The organism is Paracoccus sp. P2 (assembly GCF_046335115.1).
In the GTDB taxonomy this organism is placed as follows: domain Bacteria; phylum Pseudomonadota; class Alphaproteobacteria; order Rhodobacterales; family Rhodobacteraceae; genus Paracoccus; species Paracoccus pantotrophus.
Map to the genome: position 1 here is coordinate 27,340 of NZ_JBGOSN010000027.1, position 23,933 is coordinate 51,272.

Consider the following 23,933-nt stretch of genomic DNA (forward strand, 5'->3'; position numbering starts at 1 on the left):
CCAAATATCCTGGGGGCCCGGGGGCAAAGCCCCCGGCTTCGGCACTGCGGCCAGAGCCGCGCTATCCCTTGGCCCTGCCTTCCCTGATCTTCGCCGCCAGTTCCTTGGCGATGGCGAAACTGCCCTTGATGCGGTCGGCATCGGTCGGCCAGTCGCGCAGGACGATAATGCGGTTGTCGCTGACCTTGGCCTGGCCGCGCTGGTCGTGGATGAACTCGACCAGCCCGGCCGGGTTCGGGAACTTGTCGCCGTGGAACTGGATGGTCGCGCCCTTGGGGCCCGCATCCAGCTTGGAAATATTCGCCCGCTTGGCCATGGCCTTGATGCGGATGACCAGCAAAAGCGTGTTCACCTCGCGCGGCAAGGGCCCGAAACGGTCGATCAGCTCGGCGGCAAAGCCCTCCAGTTCCACCTTGGTCGTCAGCTCGGCCAGCCGCCGGTAAAGCCCCAGCCGCACGTCCAGGTCGGGCACATAGCTTTCCGGGATCGTCACCGGCACGCCCAGGTTCAGCTGCGGCGCCCATTCATCCTCGGGCGTGCCCTCGATCTCGCCGGATTTCAGCTTGGCGATGGTCTCCTCCAGCATCTGCTGGTAAAGTTCGAAGCCGACTTCCTTGATATGGCCGGACTGTTCCTCGCCCAGCAGGTTCCCGGCGCCGCGCAGGTCCAGATCCTGCGAGGCCAGGTTGAAGCCGGCGCCCAGGCTGTCGATGGCGCCCAGGAACTTCAGCCGCCGCATCGCCTGCGGGGTCAGCGGCACCCGCGGCTTGGTGGTCAGGTAGCAATAGGCGCGGGTCTTGGAGCGCCCGACCCGGCCGCGGATCTGGTATAGCTGCGCCAGGCCGAACATGTCGGCGCGCCAGACCACCATGGTGTTCGCGGTCGGGATATCCAGGCCCGATTCGACGATGCTGGTCGCCAGCAGCACATCAGCGCCGCGGTCGTAAAAGGCGTTCATCCGCTGGTCCAGGTCGCCCGCCGCCAACTGCCCATGAGCGACGATGGTGCTGACCTCGGGCACGTGCTCGCGCAGCCATGCCTCGATTTCGGGCAGGTCCGAGAGGCGCGGCACGACGAAGAAGCTCTGCCCGCCGCGATATTTCTCGCGCAGCAGCGCCTCGCGGATGGTCACGCTGTCGAACTCCGATACATAGGTGCGGATCGACAGCCGGTCCACCGGCGGCGTGCCGATGATCGACAGGTCCCGCACCCCGGTCAGCGACAGCTGCAAGGTGCGCGGGATCGGCGTCGCGGTCAGGGTCAGGACGTGGATGTCGCTGCGCAGCTCCTTCAGCCGCTCCTTGTGGGCGACGCCGAAATGCTGCTCCTCGTCCACGATCAACAGGCCCAGATTCTTGAAGCGCACCTGCTTGGCCAGCACCGCATGGGTGCCGACGACGATGTCCACCGTGCCCTCGGCCAGGCCCTTGCGGGTCTCGGCCGCGTCTTTCGCCGAGACGAAGCGCGACAGCGGCCGGACATCGATCGCGGTGCCGCGGAAGCGTTCGGCGAAGGTGCGGAAATGCTGGCGCGCCAGCAGCGTCGTCGGCGCCACCACCGCGACCTGCCGGCCCTGCGAGGCGGCGATGAAGGCGGCGCGCATGGCGACCTCGGTCTTGCCGAAGCCCACGTCGCCCACCACCAGCCGGTCCATCGGGCGGCCGGCGGCCAGATCCTCGGCCACGTCGGCAATGGCGCTGGCCTGGTCCTCGGTCTCGGCATAGGGAAAGCGGGCGGCGAAGCTTTCGATCTCGTGATGCTCGGGCTCCAGCACCGGGGCGGGGCGCAGCATGCGCTCGGCTGCGACGCGCATCAGCTTGTCGGCGATCAGCTTGATGCGTTCCTTGAGCCGCGCTTTCCGGGCCTGCCAGGCGCCGCCGCCCAGCTTGTCCAGCAAACCCTCCTCATGCCCATAGCGGCTGAGCAGTTCGATGTTTTCCACCGGCAGGTAAAGCCGGTCGCCGCCGGCATATTCCAGCGCCACGCAATCATGCGGCACGCCAAGCGCCTTGACGGTTTCGAGGCCAGTATAGCGGCCGATGCCGTGCTCGACATGCACGACCAGGTCGCCGGGGGTCAGCGTGGTGGTGTCGCGCAGGAAATTCTCGGCCTTGCGGCGCTTCTTCGCCCCCCGGATCAGCCGGTCGCCCAGCACGTCCTGTTCCGAGATCACCGCCAGGGCCCCGGTGGCCGAGCCGTCCGAGGTGAAGCCCTCCTCCAGCGGCCAGACCGCCAGCCCCAGCGCGCCGGGCTGGTCGGGCAGGTCACGCAGATCGGCGATGGGCTTGGCGCCCTTGATGCCCTCGTCGGCGATCAGCCCGGCAAGCCGCTCGCGCGCGCCTTCCGAGAAACTGGCGATCACCACCCGGCGCGAAGCTTGAAGATTTCGAATATGATCCGCGAGTGCATTGAAAAGATTTCCCTTCTCGGCCTGCCGCTCGGGCGCAAAATTGCGACCGACCCGGCCGCCGGCATCCAGCACGCCCGGACCAGGAGGTTGCGGCAGCACCGACAGGCGCAGCAGCCGATGCGCGGCCAGCCAGCGCGCCCATTCGGCCTCGTCGGGGAACATCCCGGCGGGGGGCACGGGGCGATAGACGGTGTCACTGCCGCCCTTGCGAGCCAGCGCCTCACGCCGGGCGTCGAACTGTTCGGTGATCGTGTGCCAGCGCGCATCGCGCACCTGGTCCAGGTGATCGTCCGCGACCAGCGAGGCGCCGGGCAGGTAATCGAACAGGCTTTCCAGCCGCTCGTGGAACCAGGGCAGCCAATGCTCCATGCCCGCCATCTTGCGGCCGGCGCTGATGCCTTCGTAAAGCGGATCGTTGGCGGCGGCGCCATATTCGGCGCGGTAATTCTGGCGAAAGCGGGTGATGGCGGCCTCGTCCAGGATCACCTCGGACATGGGCGCAAGCTCGATCCGGTCAAGCTTTTCGACGGAACGCTGTGTTTCTGCATCGAATCTGCGCGCGCCCTCCAGCACGTCGCCGAACATGTCCAGCCGGATCGGCCCCGATTCACCGGGCGGGAAGATGTCGATGATGCCGCCGCGGATCGCGAAATCGCCGGGCTCGGTCACGGTCGGGGCCTGCGAGAATCCCATGCGGGCCAGGAAGGCGCGCAAGGCGGCCTCGTCCATGCGGTCGCCCACCGCGGCCGAGAAGCCGGCATCGCGCAGCACCTCGCGCGCGGGCACGCGCTGCATGGCGGCCGACAGCGTGGTCAGCACCACGAAGGGCCCTTTCAGCGCGCCATGCGCCAGCGCCGTCAGCACCGCCATGCGCGCCGCCATCACCCCGGCGGCGGGCGAGACGCGGTCATAGGGCGTGGTGTCCCAGGCCGGGAATTCCAGCACCGCGGCCGCAGGCGCAAAGAACGCCAGCGCCGCCCGCATCGCGGCCATGCGCCGGTCGTCGCGGGCGATATGGATGACGGGATTGCCGCGGGCCAGTTCGCGCGCGACCAGCGCGGCGTCCATGCCCTCGGGCGCGCCGGACAGGGTCAGGTGTTCGGGAAGCGGTGCCATGCGCCCCGAGGTAAAGCGGGCATCGGCGAAGTCAAGACCGGTTCAGAAGCCGAAGGGATGCAGGATCATCCAGAGCGCGCCGTAAAAGGCGGTCAGCGCCACCGCCAGGACCGACATGGCCAGGATCACCATCCGGTGCCGGCGCATCAGCCGCGCGGCCTCGGCCCCGGCCTCGTTGACCGGCTGGCCCACCTCGGCGCGGGCCAGGATCACGCGCAGGCGCCGCGCCAGCCGCAATTCCAACCCGAAAAGCAGGGCGAAGGGCAGAACCAGCAGCACCAGCGCCTGCGCCATCTCCAGCCCGTAGCCAAAGCCCAGGATGGCCAGCGTCGTCAGCAGGAACGAGCCCAGGCCCAAGAGGATCGCGCCCTCGCGCCGGTCGAGGCGCCAGCGCGGCAAGGTCAGCGACAGCCAGTCGAGCAGCGCCAGGGCGGCCGGGTCGTCCTCGGGGCCCGGCTCGGCGCCGACGGCCCCGGAAATCACGTCCGAGGGCACGCCCAGGATGCGGCGTCCCGCCAGGGTCCAGGCCAGAGTCAGGATCACCCAGAACCAGATCGAGCCGAAGGACCGGCTGTCCAGCAGGGCGAGGATTCCCTCGGGTCGGGGCACGTCGTCTCCTTGCAGCGGTTGCGCGGGGCAAACTAACCGGGTGCGGCGCAAAGGAAAACCTCGATTTTCGGCGCCGGGCGGCAAGGGGTTGCGCGGCGCGGGGCATGGGTGCAGGTTCGGGCCAGATCATTGCAAGCCACAGGCCCTGCCCATGTCCCCGACCCCGATCACCGCCCCCTTCCCCGCCGCCCGCCTGCGCCGGCTGCGCCGCACGCCGGCGCTGCGCGCCATGGTGACGGAAACGACCCTGACCCCCGCCAACCTGATCTGGCCGATCTTCGTGACCGAGATCGCCGGCGGCGAGGGCGAGATCCCCTCGATGCCCGGCGTCGAGCGGCTGACGCTGGACGGCGCCAAGCGCGCCGCGGAAACCGCGATGCGGCTGGGCATCCCGGCGATCTGCATCTTTCCCCATTCCGACCCGGACCTGAAGACCGAGAGCTGCGAGCGCGCCTGGGATCCCGAGAACATCGGCAACCGCGCCATCCGCGCCATCAAGCAGGTGGCCCCCGAACTGGCGGTGATGACCGACATCGCGCTGGACCCCTATAACGCCAACGGCCATGACGGGCTGGTGCGCGACGGGGTGATCCTGAACGACGAGACGGTCGAGGCGCTTGGCCGCATGGCGCTGGTCCAGGCCGAGGCGGGGGCGGACATCCTGGGCCCCTCGGACATGATGGACGGGCGCATCGGCGCATTGCGCGGGCGGCTGGAGGAAAACGGCCACAAGGACGTGGCGATCCTGTCCTATGCGGCGAAATTCGCCAGCGGGTTCTATGGGCCGTTCCGCGACGCGGTGGGCGCCTCGGGGCGGCTGGTGGGCGACAAGAAGACCTATCAGGTGAACCCCGCCAATCGCGAAGAGGCGATGCGCTGCGTCGCCCGCGACCTCTCCGAGGGCGCCGACATGGTCATGGTCAAGCCCGGCATGCCCTATCTGGACATCTGCCGCATGGTCAAAGACCAGTTCGCGGCACCGACCTTCGCCTATCAGGTCAGCGGCGAATATGCGATGATCGAGGGCGCGATCCGCAACGGCTGGCTGGCGCGCGAGGTGGTGGTGGAAAGCCTGCTGGCTTTCCGCCGCGCCGGCTGCGACGGCATCCTGACCTATTACGCGCCGCAGGTGGCCGAAAGGCTGGCATGAGGGCGCGCGCCCGTCTATCATCGCCGCCTTGACAGGTGGGGCAACCGCCGAACAGGGAACGAGGGCTAGGATGATGTATTCCAACGGGATGAGCCGGCGATTTGTGCTGCTGGGCGGGGCGGCGCTGGGGCTCGCGGGCTGCTCGAACGCGATCGGACAGGATGCGCCCTCGCGGCTGGACGCGCGCGTCGATGCGACGCGGGACTTCCTGCTGCGCAGCTATCCCAATGTCGCGCCCATGGTGCAGAACGCCAAGGGCGTGCTTTACATGCCGCTGATGACCGAGGCGGGCTTCGGCGTCGGCGGCGCCTACGGCCAGGGCGCGCTGCGCATCAACGACGTGACGGTGGATTACTATTCGGCGGCGCAGGCCAGCGTCGGCTTCCAGATCGGCGCGCAGCAATATGCCCATGTGCTGATCTTCCAGACCGATGCCGCGCTGGCCGATTTCCGCCGCGCGCCGGGCTGGGTGGCCGAGGCCGGGGCCTATTACGCGCTGCCCGCCGGGGGCGTCTCGATGGGCACCGATACCATCACCGCGCAGCAGCCGGTGGTGGCGATGATCTTCGGCCAGTCGGGTCTGATGGCCGGCGCCTCGATCGCCGGGACGAAATACAGCCGCGTCATCCCCTCGACCTTCTGAGGGAAAACGCCAAGGCCGGACGCCCTGCCCGGCCCTGCCTTTCAGCTGCCGTGGATGATGCGGACATAGTTGCGCGTCTCGCGATAGGGCGGCACGCCGCCGTATTTCGCCACCGCCGCCGGCCCGGCATTATAGGCCGCCAGCGCCAGCCGCCAGCTGCCGAAGGTATTGTACATCATGCGCAGGTAGCGCGCGCCGCCTTCCAGGTTCTGGATCGGGTCGTTCGGATCGACGCCCAGCTTGGCCGCCGTGCCCGGCATCAGCTGCGCCAGCCCCTGCGCGCCCTTGTGCGAGCGCGCCGACGGGTTCCAGCCCGATTCCTGCTGCACCAGGCGCAGGAACAGATCCTCGGGGATGCCGTGCTTGCGCGCGACGGCGCGGGCATGGGGCAGATACTGGCTGCGCCGGTTGCCGCGATAGGCGGGAATCGCGGTGGGGATGTCCAGTTCCACCACGCTCTTGGTCGAGGTGCCGCCGGGGCGCAGCCGGGCCGACTGCTGGTATTGCGCGGCCAGACGCGAATCCATCAGCCGGGTCTGGCGCTCGAACTGGGCCAGCCGCGACTTGCCGCTTTTCGCCTGCAGCCGCAGCCCGTCGGCCGCGGCGGGGGCGGCCAGCCCGGCCGAAAACGCCAGGACCATCACGGCCCGGCCCAACTGGCGCATCATCGCCCGATCGCGTGAAAGCATCATTCGTCCCTCATGCATGGCGTCTTCTTTTTTGGCTGCACTATAGCGCAAAGCCCGGCGCGTGCCGCAAGGGGATTTTACCGCGCGCCGGCGGCCGCGATCATCGGCGGATTTCCGCCTGTGCCCGCTGATGCCATTCCGCTTGCTCCCCCGCCCCCTCACGCGCTACACCCCGCGGGAACGAAGCCAACGAAAGGGACCGCAGCATGGCTGGCAGCGTGAACAAGGTGATCCTGGTCGGCAACCTGGGCCAAGACCCGGAGATCCGCAGCTTTCCCAGCGGCGGCAAGGTCGCCAACCTGCGCATCGCCACGTCCGAGACCTGGAAGGACCGCAATACCGGCGAGCGCAAGGAGCGCACCGAATGGCACACGGTCGCCATCTATTCCGAGCCCCTGGTCCGCGTGGCCGAGCAATATCTGAAAAAGGGCTCCAAGGTCTATGTCGAGGGCCAGCTGGAAACCCGCAAGTGGCAGGACCAGAGCGGCAACGACCGCTATTCGACCGAGGTGGCGCTGCGCCCCTTCCGCAGCGAGCTGCACATGCTCGACAGCCGCGGCGGCGGCGGTGGCGGCGGCCGCGATGACGGTTATGGCGGCGGCGGTTACGGTGGCGGCGGCTATGGCGGCGGCAGCTCGTCGGGCGGCAGTTCCTCGGGCGGCGGCGGGCAATCGCAGAACCGGCCCGATTTCGACGACGACATCCCGTTCTGATCGCGGGTGCCCAACCCGGTCCCACAAATCCCGGCCCCTCGCGGCCGGGATTTTCCGTTTCAGAACCGGCTCAGCAGGTCCGAGCGGAACGAGGCGTCCAGCCGGCGCATGTAGCTTTCGGCGCAGCACATGTGATCGTGCATGATGCGGGCCGCGGCATCGCCATCCTCGGCGCGAAAGGCGGCCAGCAGCTGCCGGTGGCTTTCGATATTCGCCTCGCCGAAGATCTCGTGCTCGCGCATGCTTTCGCTGCGATAGCTGACCAGGTCGCGCAGCATGCTGTTCAGGAAGCGGCACATGAAGACCAGGATCACGTTGTCCGAGGCCTCGCAGAGGATGTCGTGGAACTCGGTCTCGGCCCGGCGCACCAGGGCGCGGTCCTGGGCCGCGTTCGCCGCTTCGCAGATGCGGATGTTCTCGTCCAGCCGACGGAAATGCTCGGGCGTCAGCTTGCCGATGACGTTACGCGCCAGGCTGACTTCCAGCGACTGGCGCAGCTCGTAGACCTGGGCGAAGTCGATCCTCTGGAAATGCAGGTATTGCCGCAGCTGCTGGGTGACGATGTCGATCGAGGCGGGCTGGATCTCGGGCCCGCCGTTCGGACCCGAGAGCATGCGCACCAGCCCCTCGACCTCCAGCGCCTTCAGCGCCTCGCGGATGGTGCCTTTCGAGCAGCCGTAATGTTCCATCAGCGCGCGCTCATGCGGCAATCGGTCGCCGGGGCGCAAGCCGTCGCGGGCGATGCGGCGGCGGATGTCCTCGGCCACCTGGTCCGACAGCTTGATGCGGGTAAGCCTGCGTTCCTTGCCTGCCGGCGCGTCCTGATCCATGCGGTCCTTCAATCCTGCCAGGTTGTCCCCAGGTCCAGCGGATATATGGGCCGGGCGAGTTTTTTGAAAGCGAACAGATCGTAATCCGAGGCGGTTACGCCCGAGCTTGCGCATTCCACCACGGCTTGCGCAAGCGGCTCGAAGACCGGGCGACAATACATGCGCGATTTCAGGTGCAGGAAGCGCGCCTGCGCGGCGTCAAGCCCCAGGCAGGAAAAGCAACCCAGGTCCAGCGGCTCGTGCGGCTGCTCGCAGACGACGATGCGCGCGGCGCCGGTGTCGAAGGCGGCGGCGCGGCCCATCGACAGCTCCTGCCCGTGATAGATCGGCCCGGCGACGCGATAGCGCCCGTCCGACAGCGCCGTCACCCGGCCCTTCAGCCGCAGCGGCGGGCGCGGCGCGGGCAGGCCCTCGGCCGGGGTCTTGTTGCCCAAGGTGATTTCCAGCTCGGCTCCCTCGCCTGCGGCGAAAAGCTGCACCACGGTTTCGGGATCGGCGACGGGACCGACCAGGATGCCCTGCTGCCCGGCGGCCAGCAATTCCTCCAGCACGTCCATCACGTCGCAGCTGCCGCCCGACATGCAATTGTCGCCATGATCCAGCAGCAGAACCGGCGCCGAACCGTCTGCCAGAGCCGCGGCGCGGGCGACGGATTGCGCCAGCGGCTCCTCGACATAGACATATTCGGCGCGCCGCCGCCATGCCTCGCGGCCAAGCTCCTGCGCGACCGCGCGCGCAAGCTCGGGCGTGTCGGCAACGGTGACGATGGAGAGGCCGGTCTCGGCCAGGTCGGCGATGGGAAAGCCGCCAAAGACCGTCGCCGCCTGCACGCCCGGCCGCGCCTCGGCCTGCCGCGCCAGCGCGATCAGGTCGGTCATGGCGCAATCGGTCGTGGTGTTCATGCACAGCGTCGCCGCCAGCATCGGCGGGTGGCACAGCGCCATCGCCGGGCGCGGGCCGCCGGATAGCAGCGGCTCGAACAGGCGCGCGACATGCTCGCCGGTCGCGACCATGTCCACATGCGGATAGGTCTTGAAGCCGACGATCACGTCGCAATGCTCCAGCATGCCTTCGGTGATGTTGCCATGCAGGTCCAGCGCCACGCCGATGGGCACGCCCGGCGCGGCGGCGCGGACGCGGCGCAGAAGCTCGCCTTCGCCATCGTCATGGCTGCGCGTGACCATGGCGCCGTGCAGGTCCAGCAGGATGCCGTCGCAGCCCCTTTCCACCGCCGCCAGGATCGCCTGCGCCATGGCCTCGAAGGCCTCGTCCTCGACTGGCCCCGAGGGCATGGCATGGGCGATCAGCGGCACTTCCACCTCGGCGCCGATGCGGTGGGCGAAGGCGTGGAAGGCGCCGATGGCGGCGGGATAGTTCTCGGCCGCCGCCAGCGCCTCCCCGCCCCATTTCGGGGCAAAGGCGGCCAAGGGCGTCTTGACCGGCGAGAAGCTGTTGGTCTCGTGGTTCAGCCGGGCCAGGACAAGGCGGGTCATGCGGCGGCCTCCTTGCGGGCCTCGGCCATGCGGCGGTCATAGTCCAGAACCGCCTCCAGCAGCACCTGCGCGCCGGCGGCGCATTCCTCGGGCTCGGTCGATTCGGCGGGGTTGTGGCTCAGCCCGTCCCTGCAGGGCACGAAGATCATCGTCGTCGGCGCCAGTGCCGCCGCATGGGCCGCGTCATGGCCGGCGCCCGAGATGATGTCGCGCGTCGAATAGCCCGCCGCCTGCGCCCCCGCCCTGACCGAGGCGATGCATTCGGCGTCGAAGACCACCGGCGCGGTGCGCGAGATCTGCTCCAGCCGGCTTTCCAGCCCGACCGCCGCGCCGGCATCGCGCACCAGTTCCTCGACCTCGGCCTGCATCCGGTCCAGCACCGCGTCCGAAGGATGGCGCAGGTCGATGGTGGCGCGCACCTGGCCGGGGATCACGTTATGCGAATTGGGGCTGATCTCCAGGAAGCCGATGGTGCCTACCGCGTCCCTATGCGCCTTGGCGATGCGGTCGATCCCCTCGATCACCCGCGCCATGCCCAGCAGCGCGTTGCGGCGCATCCCCATCGGGGTCGAGCCGGTATGCGCCGCCGTACCGGTCAGCGTCAGTTCGAACCAGCGCATGCCCTGGATGCCCTGCACCACGCCGATCTCAACCTCCTCGGCCTCCAGGATCGGCCCCTGCTCGATATGCAGCTCGAACATGGCGCCGAAGCGGACCGCGCCCGCCTTGGCCTCGCCGCGATAGCCGATGCGGTCGAGGCTGGCGCCGAAGCTGTCGCCGCGGGCGTCCGTGCGCCCGTCGCCATAGTCGCGGCTATAGACCCCGGCCCAGATGCCCGAGCCGAGCATCGCCGGCGAAAAGCGCGAGCCTTCCTCGTTGGTCCAGTTGACCAGCATCAGGGGCGCCTCGGTCTGGTAGCCGGCGGCGTCGAGGGTGCGCAGCACCTCGAGCCCGGCCAGCACCCCCAGCACGCCGTCGAACTTGCCGCCCGTGGGCTGGGTATCCAGATGGCTGCCCATGGCGATGGCAGGCAGGTCCGCGCGGGTGCCGGGACGGGTGGCGAACATGTTGCCGGCCTCGTCCACGGTCATGCTGAGACCCAGCGCGGCGCATTGGGCGCGCAGCCAGTCGCGCACGCGGCGGTCGTCCTCGGACAGAGTCAGCCGGGCAATGCCGCCGTCGGGCGTGGCCCCGATCCGCGCCGTCTCCATCAGGCTGTCCCACAGCCTTTCGGCGTCGATTGTCAGGTTGGACATGGTGTTTTCCTTCATGCCTTGACGCCCAGATAGCGGTCGATGGTGTCGGGGTCGCTGCAGAACTGCTCGGCGCTGGCGCAATGCACGATGCGGCCCAGTTCCAGGATGTAATGCCGGTCGGCAAGCTGGCTGCAGACGGCCAGGTTCTGCTCGACCAGCAGGATCGGCACGCCGGCCTCGCGGATCAGGCGGATCTGGGCGACGATCTCCTCGACGATGATCGGGGCGAGGCCCTCGACCGGCTCGTCCAGCATCAGCACCTTGGGGCCATTGAGCAGCGCCCGAGCGATCGAGAGCATCTGCTGCTCGCCCCCCGAAAGCTGGCCGCCGCCGTTCTTCCTGCGCTCTTCCAGCCGCGGAAAGATGCGGTAGATGTCGGCCAAAGCCCAAGGCGAGCCGCGGCGCGCGGCGATGCGCAGGTTCTCCTCGACGGTCAGCAGCTGGAAGATGCCGCGATCCTCGGGCACCAGCGACAGCCCGGCCGCGGCGATGCGATGCGCCGGCTGGCCGGTCACGTCGCGGCCGGCCAGCTCCACCCGGCCCTGCCGCGGCGCGATCAGGCCGACGGCGGTTTTCAGCGTCGTGCTTTTGCCGGCGCCGTTGCGGCCCAGCAGGGTGACGATCTCGCCCGGCCCGACCTCCAGCGTGACGCCCTGCAGGATGTGGCTCTTGCCGTAATAGGCGTGCAGGTCGATCAGTTTCAGCGCGGCGGTCATGCGATGTCCCCCGTGATCATGTTGCCCAGATAGGCGCGCTGCACCTCGGGGTCGTCGCGGACCTGGGCGGGCGTGCCCTCGACCAGCTTGCGGCCCAGCCGCATCACCGTGACCACGTCCGAGATGTTCATAACGATGCCCATGTTATGCTCGATGAACAGCACGGTATGGTCGCGGCCGAGGTCGCGGATCAGCTGCTTCATCGCCTCGATGTCGTCGATGCCCATGCCGGAGGTCGGCTCATCCAGCAGGATGACGCGCGGCCGCGCGGCCATGGCCATGCCGACCTCCAGCCGGCGCTGCTGGCCATGCGACAGCTCGCCCGCCAGCCGGTTCGCCACGGGGGCAAGCGCCAGACGCTCGATCACCTCGTCGGCGATGGCCAGCGCCTCGGCATTGGCTTCCGCCCGCCGCCAGGGCGCCAGCGCCTGCCAGGGCGTGCGGCCCTGGGCGGCAAGGCGCAGGTTCTCGCGCAGGGCCAGGTTGGGAAACAGGCTGGTGACCTGGAACGAGCGCGCGATCCCCAGCCGCACCCGGTCGTCGTCCGAGGTGTCGGTGATGTCGCGCCCGTCCAGCTCGATCCGGCCCGAGGATGCCCGCACCCGCCCGGTCAGCGCGTGAAACAGCGTGGTCTTGCCCGCCCCGTTCGGCCCGATGATCGAATGGACCGAGTTGCGGCGGATCTGCAGGTCCACTTCGGCCAGCGCGTGGAAATTGCCGTATTTGACGCCCAGGCCGCGGGTCTGCAAGGCGATGTCGGTCATCTCAATGCTCCTCGGCCGGGGTTTCGGGCGCCCGCTCGCGGCGGAAGACCAGGTCGTAGCCGCGCTCGACCAGCCCCCAGAGCCCGCGTTGCAGGAACAGCGCCACCGTGACCAGCACCAGGCCCAGAAGCAGCAGCCAGCGCGGCCAGACGGTGGACAGCGCATCGGCCAAGAGCAGGTAGAACCCCGCCCCCAGCACCGAGCCGAACAGGCTGGAACTGCCGCCGATGATGGTCATGATCAGGATCAGCTCGCTGGTGTGGTATTCGATGTTCGACAGCGGCGCGACGCCGATCAGCATCGCATGCAGCGCGCCGCCAAAGGCCGTGACCGCGCCCGAGATGGCGAAAGCCTCGATCTTGAACAGCCGGGTCGGGAAGCCGATGGCGGCCGCCCGCCCCTCGTTCTCGCGGATCGCCAGCAGGGTGCGGCCGAAGGTCGATTGCGTGACCATGACCAGCACTGCGAAGACCGCCACGAAGCAGATGGCGACGAAGGTGTAATAGGACCAGGGCGCGTTCAGCACCGTGCCGCCGACCAAGGGGCGCGGCACGCCCAGCAACCCGTTGTCGCCGCCGGTCACGCCGCTGAACGTATAGGCGACGAAATAGAACAGCTGCGAGAAGGCCAGCGTCAGCATGACGAAATAGACCCCCTGCCGGCGGATCGACAGCCAGCCGACCAGCGTGGCCGTGGCCGCGCCAAGCACTGCCGCGCCGGCCAGCACCAGGGGCACCGGGACCGACCAGCGCGTCAGGCAGATGCCCGCGACATAGGTGCCGATGCCGAAGAAGATGCCCTGGCCGAAGGACAGAAGGCCAGTATAGCCCAGCAGCAGGTTGCAGGCCGCGACGACCATGGCGAAGATCAGGATCTCGGTCGCCAGGATGCCGGATTTCAGGAACAGCGGCAGCACCAGCACGGTCAGCAGCGCCAGCGCCAGCTGCGCATAAGGTTTGTCGAGCGGGTTCATGCTCATGCCCTCCCCAACAGGCCGCGGGGCATCAGCGCGATGACCAGCGCCATGCCGACATAGATCATCAGCCGCGCGCCCTCGGGCCACAGCGTGGTCATGACGCTTTGCACCACGCCGACCAGCAGGCCCGCGACCAGCGCGCCGGTATAGCTGCCCATGCCGCCGATCACGACGACGACGAAGGCCACCGACAGCGCCTCGATCCCCATGAAGGGCTCGACGCCGCGGATCGGCGCGGCCAGCGCACCCGCCAGCCCCGCAAGCCCGGCGCCGAAGCCGAAGACGGCCGTGTTGATGCGCAGCGTGTTGTAGCCCAGGAGCGCCATGTTCGCGGGCGACTCGGACCCGCCGCGCACGATGGCGCCCAGCCGCGTGCCCTCCAGCAGCCACCACAGCAGCCCGGCCAGAACGGCGGTGAAGCCGATGGTGAACAGCCGGTATTGCGGATAGATGAAATCGCCCAGGATCACGACGCCCTGCAGCCCCTCGGGCGCCGGCACCGAGCCGCCCAGCGGCCCCCAGGCGATGATGACCAGTTCCTGCACGACCAGGGCCAGGCCCACCGTCACCAGGATGTGGAAGGTATGCGGCAGCTTGTAGATGCGATGCAGCAGCACCGCCTCGATCAGCGCGGCGATGCCGGCGACGATCAGCGTGGCCAGCGGCATGGCGGCCCAGAAGCTGAAGCCGCGCATGGTCAGGTCATAGGTCAGATAGGCGCCCAGCAGGTAGAAGGCGCCATGGGCGAAGTTCACGAACTGCAAGAGGCCGAAGATGACGCTGAGGCCGACGGCAAGCAGGAAATACAGCATCCCCAGACCGATGCCGTTCAGAACCTGGAAAAGGTAGATCACGGGCTTCTCCCTGAAACCGGGCGAAAAGGCCCCGCGCGACCGGCGGCCGCGCGGGGAGGCGGGGGATCAGGCGGGCATGGTGCAGCCGGCATCCTCGGGCGCAAGGAAGGATTTGCCGGCGCTGATGACCTCGGCGTAATCGTCCTTGTCGGCCATGTCGGCCTTGGCCTTGCCCTTGAGCAGGTAGTAGTCCTTGATGACCTGGTGGTCGGCGGCGCGGATCTCTTCCTCGCCGGTCAGGCCCTGGTATTTCAGCCCGTTCAGCGCCGCGGCGACGCCCGCGCCATCGGGCGAGCCGGCCTTGACCGCCGCCTCCAGCAGCAGTTTCGCGCAGATATAGGAACCGGCAAAGGAATAGTTCGGGTTGAAGCCGTGCTTTTCCTGCACCTTGGCGACCAGTTCGCGGTTCAGGGCCGTATCGGCGCCATGCCAGTATTGCGCGCCGAAATAGACGCCTTCGCAGATATCCGGCCCCAGCGCCTCGAATTGCTCGAGCCCCGAGGCCCAGGCGACGACGATGGTCATGCGTTGCTTGAGGCCAAAGCTGACCGCCTGCCGCAGCGTGTCCGAGCTTTGCGCGCCGAAGTTCAGCAGCAGGAGCACGTCGGGCTGGGCGGCGATGGCATTGGTGAGGTAGCCGGAAAATTCCTTGTCGGTCAGCGAATGGTAGCTGTTGCCGACATGCTCGATGCCCTTTTCCGCGAACACGTCCTTGGCGGCATTCAGCAGCCCGTCGCCAAAGACATATTGCGGGGTGATCGTATACCATTTCTTGGCATCGGGCAGCGCCTCGATGATCGGGCGCACGGTTTCGTTAATGGCGCCATAGGTCGGCACCGACCAGCGGAAGGTGGCCTTGTTGCAATCGACGCCGGTGATCTCGTCGGCGCCGGCGGTGGTCATGAAGGCGCCGCCGCCGCGCTCGACCTCCTTGCCCATGGCCAGAGATTCCGACGACAGGATGCCGCCCGCGAACAGCTTGACCCCGTCCTGCGCCAGCGCGTCCTGCACCTTGCGCACCGCGGTCGCAGGCTTGCCCTCGGTGTCGAGGTCGAGGGTCGAGACCTGCACGCCATGCGCGGCCGCGACCTCTTCGGCGGCCATCAGCGCGCCGATGGTGGCGAACTTGCCATTGGCGGCGAAGGCGCCCGAAATCGGCACCGGCACACCGATCTTCAGCGCCTCGCCCTGGGCAAGCGCGCGGGTGACAAGTCCCGGCGCGGCAAGCGAGGCGGCGGCCAGGGTGGATGTGGTCAGAAAGCGACGACGATTGAGCATGAGGAAACCCTGTTGTTGGCGTTGCATTGGTTCTTGGGGAGGCAACTTTCAAAACTATACGGATAGATAGGATTATCTGTCCATAAGCAGATTCGCATGTCGCTGCGAATATTTTATATTAAAAACAGCATATTGATTGTTTTTGCAGCGCAGCGTTGCTTTCGCGCCCGCAGAAACGGCAGCGGAAAAATGCGCATTTCCGGCCCGAATCCCAACCCGATTCGGCCCTGCTCGGGAAGAACTGGCTCCATCTATTCACCAAATCTGGCTCTATCGCTTTGCCGCATTCGGGCGCAGTCAGGGAAAAACGCCCTTCACCCGCAGGAGTCCGGCCATGACGCTCGATCTGAACCCCAACGACATGTCCCAGGTGGTCGCGGCCGACCGCAGCCATGTCTGGCACCACCTGAGCCAGCACAAGCAGTATGAGACCATCGACCCGCGCGTCTTCGTCGAGGGCAAGGGCATGCGGCTGTGGGATGCCACCGGGCGCGAATTCCTCGATGCGGTCTCGGGCGGCGTCTGGACCGTGAACGTCGGCTATGGCCGCGAAAGCATCGCCGATGCGATCCGCGACCAGCTGGTCAAGCTGAACTATTACGCCGGCGCCGCCGGCACCGTGCCGGGCGCCATCTTCGCCCAGAAGCTGATCGAGAAGATGCCGGGCATGAGCCGGGTCTATTACTCGAACTCGGGCTCGGAAGCGAACGAGAAGGTCTACAAGATGGTGCGCCAGATCGCGGCGCGCCACCATGGCGGCAAGAAGTGGAAGATCCTGTATCGCGACCGCGATTATCACGGCACCACCATCGGCACGCTCGCGACCTCGGGCCAGGACCAGCGCGCCATCGCCTATGGCCCCTTCCCCGACGGCTTCGTGCGCGTGCCGCATTGCCTTGAATACCGCAAGCAATGGGATGTGGAAAACTACGGCGAGCGCGCCGCCGACGCCATCGAGGAGGTGATCCTGCGCGAGGGCCCCGACACCGTCGGCGCCATCGTGCTGGAGCCGGTGACGGCCGGCGGCGGCGTCATCACGCCCCCCGAGGGCTATTGGCAGCGCGTGCAGGAAATCTGCCGCAAATACGACATCCTGCTGCATATCGACGAGGTGGTCTGCGGGCTTGGCCGCACCGGCACCTGGTTCGGCTATCAGCAATACGGGATTCAGCCGGATTTCGTGACCATGGCCAAGGGCGTCGCCTCGGGCTATGCCGCGATCTCCTGCACCGTCACCACCGAACGCGTCTTCGAGATGTTCAAGGACGCGCCCGAGGACGGCATGAGCTTCTTCCGCGACATCTCGACCTTCGGCGGCTGCACCTCGGGGCCGGTGGCGGCGATCGAGAACATGCGCATCATCGAGGACGAGGGCCTGCTGGCCAACACCGTCGCCATGGGCGAGCGCACGCTTTCGAACCTGCGCGCGCTGATGGAAAAGCACGCGGTCATCGGCGACGTGCGCGGCAAGGGCCTGTTCTGCGGCGCCGAACTGGTCGCGGACCGCGCCAGCAAGGAACCGATGGACGAGAAGAAGGTGCAGGCCGTGGTCGCCGAATGCCTGGCGCAGGGCGTCATCATCGGCGCGACCAACCGCTCGCTGCCGGGCTTCAACAACACGCTCTGCCTGTCGCCGGCGCTGATCGCGACCGCCGACGACATCGACCGCATCACCGATGCCATCGACAACGCCCTGACCAAGGTCTTTGCCTGACCCTTGATCCGAACCCTTGATCCGGGGCGGCATTCGGGGGAGTGATGAACCCCGCCAGCCGCCGCGGATCACCCCATGCCGATTCCCCCCGACGCCTTCTTCCTGGACCATGCCGCCGGCCTGCCCTTGCAGGTCCAGCTGCGGCGCCAGATCATCGCCGCGGTAACGGCCGGCCGCTTTCGCGCGGGCGAGAAACTGCCCTCGACCCGCGCCCTGGCCCGGCACCTGGGCGTGGCACGGGTGACGGTGGCGCAGGCCTTCGCCGAACTCGTCTCGACCGATTACCTGGCCAGCCGCGACCGGTCCGGCCATTACATCTCGGACAGCATCGAGCGGCGGCTGGAAGCCGAGCCGCCCGCGCCCGACACGCCGCGCTTTGACTGGGACAGCCAGATCGAGGGCCGCTTCGTGCGCGCGCAACGCACCGATCGCGAGCGCGACTGGCGCGGCTTTGCCTATCCCTTCGTCTATGGCCAGGCCGATCCGGCGCTGGTCGACCACGCCGCCTGGCGCGACTGCGCCATGCGCGCGCTTGGCCGGCGCGAGTTTGACAGCCTGACCGGCGATCTCTACGACGCCGACGACCCGGAACTGGTCGACCATATCGCCCGCCAGATCCTGCCCCGGCGCGGCATCAGCGCCGGGCGCGACGAAATCCTGCTGACCCTGGGGGCGCAGAACGCGCTGTGGCTGGTGGCGCAGGTGCTCTTGCGCCCCGGCGCCTCCTGCGCGGTCGAGGATCCCTCCTATCCCGGCCAGCGCGAGATCCTGCTGGCCAGCCGCGCCCGCATCCTGCCGGTCCCCGTCGATGCGCGCGGCCTGCCGCCCGACGCCATCCCGCCCGGGGTCGCGGCGGTCTTCACCACCGCCAGCCACCAATGCCCGACCAATTCCACCATGCCGCTGGCCCGGCGCAAGGAACTGCTGGCGCGCGCCCAGGCGCAGGGCTTCGCCGTGGTCGAGGACGATTACGAATTCGAGATGTCCTTCGCCGGCGCGCCCTCGCCGGCGCTCAAGGCCATCGACCGCGCAGGGGCGGTGATCTATATCGGCTCGTTTTCGAAATCGGTCTTTCCCGGCGTGCGGCTGGGCTATGTCGTGGCCGATCCGCGCGTCATCGCCGAGGCCCGCGCCTTGCGCGGCATGGTGCTGCGCCACCCGCCCGGCCACATGCAGCGCACGCTGGCGCATTTCCTGTCGCTGGGCCATTACGACGCGCAGGCGAACCGCATGCGCCGCGCCTATGCCCGGCGGCGCGAGGTGATGCTGGCCGCCATCGCGCGCGAAGGGCTGCGGCTTGCCTCACCCGAGGCGACCGGGGGTTCCAGCTTCTGGCTGGCGACACCCGAGGGGGTGGATTCCTCGGCGCTTGCTACCCGGCTCAAGGCGCGCGGGGTTCTGATCGAGGGCGGCGCGGCCTTCTTCGCCCAGCCGGCGCGGGGGCGGGGCTTCTTTCGCCTCGCCTATTCCTCGATCTCGGCCGAGCGTATCCCCGAAGGCATCCGCCGCATCGCCGAGGCCCTGCGCGAACAGGGCCAAGACGCGCTGCCACCCGCGCCCGAGGGCTAGGCTAGCCCCTGCCCCAATCGGCGTCGCGCATCTCGCGCAGCCGGCTGGCGGTGCGCTCGAACTCAAAGGCGCCCTCGCCCTCGGCGTAAAGCTGCTCGGGCTCGTCCGCGGCGCTGGCGACCAGCCGCACCCTGGCCTCGTAGAGCGCGTCGATCAGGGTCACGAAGCGCTTGGCCTCGTTGTAGTTCGACTGGCCCAGGCGGGGGATGGCGTCGATGAACAGCAGGTCCAGCACCTCGGCCATGGCCAGGTAATCGGCCGGGCCCAGGGGCTTGCCGCAAAGATCCCAGAAGCCCGCGCGCCCGATGCGGCCGGCATGCCGCGGGATCTCGACCTTGCGGCCCTTGACCTCCAGCAGCAGGGGCGCGGCGGCCGCGCCGCCGGTTTCGGCCTGCCACAACGCATCCATCTGCGCCCGCGCCGCCGCATCGGCGGGAACGAACCAGACCTGCCCGCCCTCGTCGCGGTTCTGGCGGTGGTCGGTGGCGCTGGCCAGTTCCACCACCTCCAGCTTTTCGCGGATCAGCGCGATGAAGGGCAGGAAAAGCTGGCGGTTAAGGCCATTCTTGTAAAGATCCTCGGGCACCCGGTTCGAGGTGGTGACGATGGTCACGCCTTCCTCGAACAGCACCTGGAACAGCCGGCCGACGATCATCGCATCGGCGATGTCGGTGATCTGCATCTCGTCGAAGCACAAGAGCCGCGCCTGCTGCGCCACCGCCTTGGCGACCGGGCGCACGGCGTCCTGCTGGCCGGTCTTGCGCACGCCTTCCAGCGCAGCCTGGATCTCCTGCATGAATTCGTGGAAATGCACCCGGCGCTTGGCCGCGACGGGAGCCGCCTCCATCACCAGGTCCATCAGCATGGACTTGCCGCGGCCGACGCCGCCCCACAGGTACAGCCCGCGCACCGCGGCCGCCGCAGGCGCGGGGGCACCGCCCCGCAACCGCGCGAGCCAGCCATTCTTCTGCGGCGCTGGCACAGGAGCCGCGGCCAATTCCCGCACCAGCCGGTCCAGCACCGGCAGGACGCCGCGCTGCGCCGCGTCGGGTTCCAGCCGCCCCGCCGTCACGCGGGCCTCGTAAAGTTCGGATACGCTTGCCATATCCGCCCCCTGCCAAAGAAAGGACCGGCCCGCAAGGGCCGGCCCGGCAATTCCCATGAATTTCGTCGGGTTCAGCGCCCGCGGCGCTGGAAACTGCCGCGCGGATCGGGGCCGCGGCCCAGCCAGTTCTGCGTCGCCGCGGCGATCTGGTTCACGATCTGCACCCGCTGGGTCTGGCCCTTGGCATCGGCCTCGTCCCCGGCCCGGCCGACAAGGGCGGGAAGCTCGACCTTGACCAGTTGCGGCTGGCTCAGCGCGGCGCCGCTGCGGGCGTCGAAGACCTGCACGGTATAGTGGATGCTATGCACGCCGGAATTCTGCAGCCGCTCGCGCACCACCGGGGTGATGGCATGGAAACGGGTAAGCGTGGCGACGATGCGCACGCCCGTCTTGCCCTTCAGCCCGGCCCCGCCCCTTTCGATGCCTTCCTTCAGGATGGCAGCCACCTGGACGCGCCGGTCGCCCGCCGGCTCGCCATGCCAGACGATGTCGACATTGGGCATATAGCTGTTCGCCTCGGTGGTGGTCAGTGTGTCGGGCACCGCGACCTCGACCGCGGCAAGGCGCCAGCCGGCGGTCTGGGCCGGCTCAAGTTGCTCGTAAGCGGTTTCCCAGGTGCTCGCGCAGCCCGAAAGGCCAAGGGCCAGGCCAAGCACCAGAAGCGCAGGTTTCAACATGGGGTGGTTCCTCGTTAAAATCGAATGGATGGAAGGCCGCCGACAGGCCGGCCGTTGAAATTGCGCCAGGGTCTTTGGGCATGATCATGACCAGGAGAGAAGGGATGGATCAGAAAAGCGCCTTTCGCAAATTGGCAGGCTAGCCCCGCCCTCGGGCCACGGGGAGAATCCCGCAAACCGATCAAAGGATAGACATTCTCTTTCAATCCGCAAGAGATTCAGCTTCATGCGCCGCCGGCACAAGCGGTGGACAGGACCATGATCGGCAAGCGGCTCGGCGCCGGCCGGACCTGCGGCGCCCGTCTGGCGACACAGCGCCGGTCCCAGGCGGCCGCGGATGCCGCGGCCGATCGTGATCGGCACAGAGGGTCCGCCGAGATCTGCGGCCCCGGCCGGCGGCCGATTCCCCTGCGACAGACCGCGCGGGGTCGTGGATCACATCCCCGCTTCGCAGCGGCCGCCGACCCCTTATCCCTTTCCCCAGGACGACGAGCCGTTGGCGCGGCGGTGTCACGGCCAGCGGCACGCCGCACAGCGGCATGGGCGCCTGGCGCCGCGCAGCGGGCCCGGCCGCATGTCGCATCCGGTGCCGGGGCTCAGCCAGGCGCGGCGAAACGACGCAGGGCGGCTTGCCTCGCCCATGTCGCGCGGTTCCGCATGCCGATGCGCCGGATGCCGCGGCTCTAGACGATGGACTGGTTGCGGGTCTCGGCCCGGATGAACAGCGTGCCGATGGCGGCCAGCAGCAGCAGCGCCGCGAAGACGCCGATGGCGACCCCGAAGCCGCGGGCCACCACATAGCCCATGAGCGAGGGCGCAAGCAGCCCGCCCACCCGCGCCACTGCGCTGGCCGTGCCCATGCCGGTGCCGCGCAGCCCGGTCGGGTAAAGCTCGGGCGTATAGGCGTAAAGCGCGCCCCAGGTGCCCAGAAGCGCAAAGCTCATCAGCAAGAGCGCGAGGGCGACCAGCCAGGGGCTGACGGCAACGGTGAAAAGGAAGCAGCCCGCGGCGCTGAGCAGCAGGAAGACCTGCAGGGTGGGTTTTCTGCCCCAGCTTTCCACGCCATGCGCCGCCAGCGCATAGCCCGGCAGCTGCGCCAGCGCCATCAGCACCAGGAAGCCATAGCCGCGCACGAAGCCGAAGCCGCCCTTGGCCAGTTCCGCCGGCAGCCAGACGAAGACGCCGTAATAAGACAGCGATACCAGGAACCAGGCGGCAAAGATGCCCAGGCTGCGGTTGCGCAGCTCGGGGCCGAAAAGCCGCGCCTCGGCGGTGACGGGCGGCGCGGTCAGGCGGGTGCTCTGGGGCAGCGCGCGGGCGCCGTTCGCGGTCAGCACCCGGTCGACCACCCTTCGCGCGCCGGCCTCGTCGCCCTTGCGCAGCAGGTACATCGGCGATTCCGGCACCCAGAGCCGCAGCCAGATGCCGATCAGCGCCGGCAGCGCCGCCACAGCAAAGATCCAGCGCCAGGGCTCGGCCGCACCAGCCAGATGCGCGATCCAGGCGGTCAGGGCGATGGCGATGGTGCCGATGGCCCAGAACCCTTCCAGCCAGACCAGCCAGCGGCCGCGGTTCCGCGGCGGCAGGAACTCGGCCATCATGGCGTAATCCACGGGCAGCGTGCCGCCGACCGCCATGCCGGTCAGGAAGCGCAGCAGCATCAGCGACCAGATGTCCGGCGCGAAGACCGAGGCCAGGCCGAAGACCGCGTCGCAGCCCACCGTCAGAAGCAGCACGTTGCGCCGCCCGATCCGGTCGGCGATGCGCCCGAACAGCGTCGCGCCCGCGAACATGCCCAGGAAGAACAGCGTGCCGGTCTGCAAGGCCTGCGGCACGGTCAGCCCGAAGCTCGTCGCGATCGAGGCGGCGGTGAAGCCTATGGCGATGACCTGCATCGCATCCGCCGCCCAGACCAGGCCGAAGATGCCCAGCAGCCGCTGCTGGAAACGGCCAGCGCCGCCCTGGGCCAGCGCCTCGTCGATGGTCAGGTTCATGGGTCTTCTCCGCCTTGACGCCTGCGCCGCGGTCTTGCAGCGATCACCGCCATGTCCCACAGGGAAACGCCCGCCGACAAGCGGTTTTGCGCAAGGCGATGCGGGGCTGGCCGCACAGGCATGAAAAGCAGGCATGAAAAGGCCGCCCCGGCAGGGCGACCGCTGGCAGAACGGGCAGGGCTGCGGGGCCGTCAGGCGGACAGGAAATCCTCGATCACCTGCTCGAAGCTGGCGGCAAAGCTGCCGCCCGCCGGGCGGCCGAACAGCGCCGCGCGCGTCAGCGTGCCGTGCAGCCTCTGGCCGATGGCGACGGTCCCGTATTCCACGCCCGGAATGCCTGGCACGCTGAAGGTCGCGATGCTTCCCCCCCGCGTATAGGCGCGCACCGTCTGCGCCGCATTGTCGATCTCGATCCCGATCACGAAGGCCTCGGGCGTGGCGGGTGCCCCGCCGAGATTGACCACGCGCGAGGTTTCCCCGTCGTGGTAATAGGCTTGCAGCTTGCCCTTGTTGCTGGTGATCGAGACGGGGCCGCCGGCGGGATTGGTCGCGAAAAGCTGCGCCACCCCGGAGTTGTGATGCTCGATCGCCACGCGCAGGACGAGGAACATCCCGCCGATGCCGCTGGTCGATATCCCCGAGGCCTGCAGGAAGCTGCCGCCGTCGAAGCGGATGCCCGCGGGCGTCATGGCGATAGCCTGTCCCGAGCCGACCCGCGCAAGGTCCCAGCCGCCATTGCCGCCGTTCGCCACCCCCGAGACGGCCTCGGCCGTGCCGGAAAACACGGAACCGGCGTGAAAATACCCCGCCGCCCGCGCGTAATCCAGGCCCGGCGCCCCCGGCTCGGCGACCGTCAGCAGCGCCGGGGCGGCGGCGGCCGTGCCCGAGGCATTGCTCCAGTTGACGGCCAGCGCATATTCGCCGGGCTCGGACAGGTCCATGCTCAGTTGGTCCGGGTCGACCTGGTCGCGAATCGAGCTTTCGCCCAGCGTCAGATCCCATTCCGCGACTGGCGGCGGCGCGCCCTCCGCCGCGCCCAGGTCCAGGGTGATGCTGTCGCCCAGCCCCGCCCCTTCGGGCAGCAACGCGGGCTGGCGGGTGATCGTCGGGGCCGCCGCAGGGACGGAGGATTGCGCTTCGATCAGCACTGCGCCGCTCGCCTCCAGCAAGGCCGCCGGCTCGCCGCCCAGATAGACCTGCTGCACCCCCTGGAACAGGCTGCGCTCGATGGTGCCATGGATCACCGGCGCCGCTTCCCGCCCGTCCACGACCAGCAGGTCGTTCGGCCGCCTCTGGCTTTCGGGCAGGGCCAGGTAGCGGTCGTAATCCGGGACGCTGATCAGCCGCGCCGCGTTGCCCTCGCGCGCGGCCCGCAGG

The 23,933-nt window shown here is 68.6% G+C and carries 19 protein-coding genes and 1 pseudogene; 5 read left to right on the forward strand and 15 right to left on the reverse strand.

The features are described 5' to 3' along the window. Positions 1-61: 61 nt before the first annotated feature. Together mfd and ACDP63_RS16295 are read right to left on the reverse strand one after the other, a co-directional pair. Entirely contained in the window at positions 62-3,526 is a 3,465-nt protein-coding gene (gene mfd, locus ACDP63_RS16290; RefSeq protein ID WP_409928284.1) for a transcription-repair coupling factor, read from the reverse strand. Between the two features lie 42 nt (positions 3,527-3,568). Then, positions 3,569-4,135, reverse strand: a complete 567-nt coding sequence (locus ACDP63_RS16295; protein WP_024845114.1) for a hypothetical protein — start codon at positions 4,133-4,135, stop codon at positions 3,569-3,571. A gap of 151 nt (positions 4,136-4,286) precedes the next feature. On the opposite strand from ACDP63_RS16295, the gene hemB reads away from it, so the two are divergent. Next, positions 4,287-5,285 carry a porphobilinogen synthase gene (gene hemB / locus ACDP63_RS16300; RefSeq protein WP_409928285.1) on the forward strand — a complete coding sequence of 333 codons (999 nt, stop codon included), beginning with the start codon at positions 4,287-4,289 and terminating at the stop codon, positions 5,283-5,285. 70 nt (positions 5,286-5,355) lie between these two features. Next, a complete protein-coding gene (locus ACDP63_RS16305; RefSeq protein WP_028710600.1) occupies positions 5,356-5,928 on the forward strand; it encodes a YSC84-related protein in 573 nt (190 codons plus the stop codon). Between the two features lie 41 nt (positions 5,929-5,969). Here the strand turns inward: ACDP63_RS16305 and ACDP63_RS16310 are convergent, their stop codons facing one another. Beyond that, positions 5,970-6,617, reverse strand: coding sequence for a lytic transglycosylase domain-containing protein (locus tag ACDP63_RS16310; protein ID WP_024845111.1), 648 nt, complete (start codon positions 6,615-6,617; stop codon positions 5,970-5,972). 206 nt (positions 6,618-6,823) lie between these two features. Between ACDP63_RS16310 and ssb the strand changes: the two genes are divergently transcribed. Continuing rightward, positions 6,824-7,330 (forward strand): single-stranded DNA-binding protein, encoded by a 507-nt coding sequence (gene ssb / locus ACDP63_RS16315; protein WP_024845110.1) that lies wholly within the window; start codon positions 6,824-6,826, stop codon positions 7,328-7,330. 59 nt (positions 7,331-7,389) lie between these two features. On the opposite strand, the gene ACDP63_RS16320 is transcribed toward ssb, so the two are convergent. The 8 genes from ACDP63_RS16320 to ACDP63_RS16355 all read right to left on the reverse strand — a co-directional run bounded on the left by ACDP63_RS16320 (position 7,390) and on the right by ACDP63_RS16355 (position 15,497). Further along, complete coding sequence (locus ACDP63_RS16320; RefSeq protein WP_024845109.1) at positions 7,390-8,160, reverse strand: FadR/GntR family transcriptional regulator; 771 nt, start codon at positions 8,158-8,160, stop codon at positions 7,390-7,392. An 8-nt stretch (positions 8,161-8,168) separates the two neighbouring features. Next, positions 8,169-9,653: a M81 family metallopeptidase gene (locus ACDP63_RS16325; RefSeq protein ID WP_024845108.1), complete on the reverse strand. Its 1,485-nt coding sequence runs from the start codon at positions 9,651-9,653 to the stop codon at positions 8,169-8,171. Continuing rightward, positions 9,650-10,909 carry a Zn-dependent hydrolase gene (locus ACDP63_RS16330; protein ID WP_024845107.1) on the reverse strand — a complete coding sequence of 420 codons (1,260 nt, stop codon included), beginning with the start codon at positions 10,907-10,909 and terminating at the stop codon, positions 9,650-9,652. Before ACDP63_RS16330 ends, ACDP63_RS16325 begins: the two co-directional genes overlap by 4 nt. An 11-nt stretch (positions 10,910-10,920) precedes the next feature. Further along, positions 10,921-11,625, reverse strand: coding sequence for an ABC transporter ATP-binding protein (locus ACDP63_RS16335; RefSeq protein ID WP_024845106.1), 705 nt, complete (start codon positions 11,623-11,625; stop codon positions 10,921-10,923). After that, positions 11,622-12,389 (reverse strand): ABC transporter ATP-binding protein, encoded by a 768-nt coding sequence (locus tag ACDP63_RS16340; RefSeq protein WP_024845105.1) that lies wholly within the window; start codon positions 12,387-12,389, stop codon positions 11,622-11,624. Before ACDP63_RS16340 ends, ACDP63_RS16335 begins: the two co-directional genes overlap by 4 nt. Position 12,390: 1 nt before the next feature. Next, on the reverse strand, positions 12,391-13,362 hold the full coding sequence (locus ACDP63_RS16345) for a branched-chain amino acid ABC transporter permease (RefSeq protein WP_231486849.1): 972 nt from the start codon (positions 13,360-13,362) through the stop codon (positions 12,391-12,393). Positions 13,363-13,364: 2 nt separating this feature from the next. After that, entirely contained in the window at positions 13,365-14,219 is an 855-nt protein-coding gene (locus tag ACDP63_RS16350; protein ID WP_024845103.1) for a branched-chain amino acid ABC transporter permease, read from the reverse strand. A 66-nt stretch (positions 14,220-14,285) separates the two neighbouring features. Then, on the reverse strand, positions 14,286-15,497 hold the full coding sequence (locus tag ACDP63_RS16355) for an ABC transporter substrate-binding protein (protein ID WP_024845102.1): 1,212 nt from the start codon (positions 15,495-15,497) through the stop codon (positions 14,286-14,288). 334 nt (positions 15,498-15,831) lie between these two features. Between ACDP63_RS16355 and tpa the strand changes: the two genes are divergently transcribed. After that, the gene (gene tpa, locus ACDP63_RS16360) at positions 15,832-17,211 is read left to right on the forward strand and encodes a hypotaurine--pyruvate aminotransferase Tpa (RefSeq protein WP_024845101.1); all 1,380 of its coding nucleotides are present in this window, start codon (positions 15,832-15,834) and stop codon (positions 17,209-17,211) included. 75 nt (positions 17,212-17,286) lie between these two features. Beyond that, positions 17,287-18,780: a PLP-dependent aminotransferase family protein gene (locus tag ACDP63_RS16365; RefSeq protein ID WP_024845100.1), complete on the forward strand. Its 1,494-nt coding sequence runs from the start codon at positions 17,287-17,289 to the stop codon at positions 18,778-18,780. 1 nt (position 18,781) lies between these two features. Here ACDP63_RS16365 and zapE read toward each other — a convergent pair whose 3' ends face one another. From zapE to ACDP63_RS16385, 4 genes and pseudogenes are all read right to left on the reverse strand, one after another. Then, positions 18,782-19,885, reverse strand: coding sequence for a cell division protein ZapE (gene zapE, locus ACDP63_RS16370; RefSeq protein ID WP_024845099.1), 1,104 nt, complete (start codon positions 19,883-19,885; stop codon positions 18,782-18,784). Between the two features lie 71 nt (positions 19,886-19,956). Continuing rightward, positions 19,957-20,562, reverse strand: a complete 606-nt coding sequence (locus tag ACDP63_RS16375; RefSeq protein WP_024845098.1) for a DUF6778 family protein — start codon at positions 20,560-20,562, stop codon at positions 19,957-19,959. Between the two features lie 683 nt (positions 20,563-21,245). After that, entirely contained in the window at positions 21,246-22,556 is a 1,311-nt protein-coding gene (locus tag ACDP63_RS16380) for an MFS transporter (RefSeq protein ID WP_024845097.1), read from the reverse strand. A gap of 191 nt (positions 22,557-22,747) precedes the next feature. Beyond that, a pseudogene (locus ACDP63_RS16385) lies at positions 22,748-23,933 on the reverse strand (hypothetical protein); the annotation flags it as partial.

What these genes read in the sequence shown, in the direction of transcription:
- mfd (WP_409928284.1), bottom strand. Translation starts at nt 3,526, where the DNA reads ATGGCACCGCTTCCCGAACACCTGACCCTGTCCGGCGCGCCCGAGGGC.
- hemB (WP_409928285.1), top strand. Translation starts at nt 4,287, where the DNA reads ATGTCCCCGACCCCGATCACCGCCCCCTTCCCCGCCGCCCGCCTGCGC.
- ACDP63_RS16305 (WP_028710600.1), top strand. Translation starts at nt 5,356, where the DNA reads ATGATGTATTCCAACGGGATGAGCCGGCGATTTGTGCTGCTGGGCGGG.
- ACDP63_RS16310 (WP_024845111.1), bottom strand. Translation starts at nt 6,617, where the DNA reads ATGCTTTCACGCGATCGGGCGATGATGCGCCAGTTGGGCCGGGCCGTG.
- ssb (WP_024845110.1), top strand. Translation starts at nt 6,824, where the DNA reads ATGGCTGGCAGCGTGAACAAGGTGATCCTGGTCGGCAACCTGGGCCAA.
- ACDP63_RS16320 (WP_024845109.1), bottom strand. Translation starts at nt 8,160, where the DNA reads ATGGATCAGGACGCGCCGGCAGGCAAGGAACGCAGGCTTACCCGCATC.
- ACDP63_RS16325 (WP_024845108.1), bottom strand. Translation starts at nt 9,653, where the DNA reads ATGACCCGCCTTGTCCTGGCCCGGCTGAACCACGAGACCAACAGCTTC.
- ACDP63_RS16330 (WP_024845107.1), bottom strand. Translation starts at nt 10,909, where the DNA reads ATGTCCAACCTGACAATCGACGCCGAAAGGCTGTGGGACAGCCTGATG.
- ACDP63_RS16335 (WP_024845106.1), bottom strand. Translation starts at nt 11,625, where the DNA reads ATGACCGCCGCGCTGAAACTGATCGACCTGCACGCCTATTACGGCAAG.
- ACDP63_RS16340 (WP_024845105.1), bottom strand. Translation starts at nt 12,389, where the DNA reads ATGACCGACATCGCCTTGCAGACCCGCGGCCTGGGCGTCAAATACGGC.
- ACDP63_RS16345 (WP_231486849.1), bottom strand. Translation starts at nt 13,362, where the DNA reads ATGAACCCGCTCGACAAACCTTATGCGCAGCTGGCGCTGGCGCTGCTG.
- ACDP63_RS16355 (WP_024845102.1), bottom strand. Translation starts at nt 15,497, where the DNA reads ATGCTCAATCGTCGTCGCTTTCTGACCACATCCACCCTGGCCGCCGCC.
- tpa (WP_024845101.1), top strand. Translation starts at nt 15,832, where the DNA reads ATGACGCTCGATCTGAACCCCAACGACATGTCCCAGGTGGTCGCGGCC.
- ACDP63_RS16365 (WP_024845100.1), top strand. Translation starts at nt 17,287, where the DNA reads ATGCCGATTCCCCCCGACGCCTTCTTCCTGGACCATGCCGCCGGCCTG.
- zapE (WP_024845099.1), bottom strand. Translation starts at nt 19,885, where the DNA reads ATGGCAAGCGTATCCGAACTTTACGAGGCCCGCGTGACGGCGGGGCGG.
- ACDP63_RS16375 (WP_024845098.1), bottom strand. Translation starts at nt 20,562, where the DNA reads ATGTTGAAACCTGCGCTTCTGGTGCTTGGCCTGGCCCTTGGCCTTTCG.
- ACDP63_RS16380 (WP_024845097.1), bottom strand. Translation starts at nt 22,556, where the DNA reads ATGAACCTGACCATCGACGAGGCGCTGGCCCAGGGCGGCGCTGGCCGT.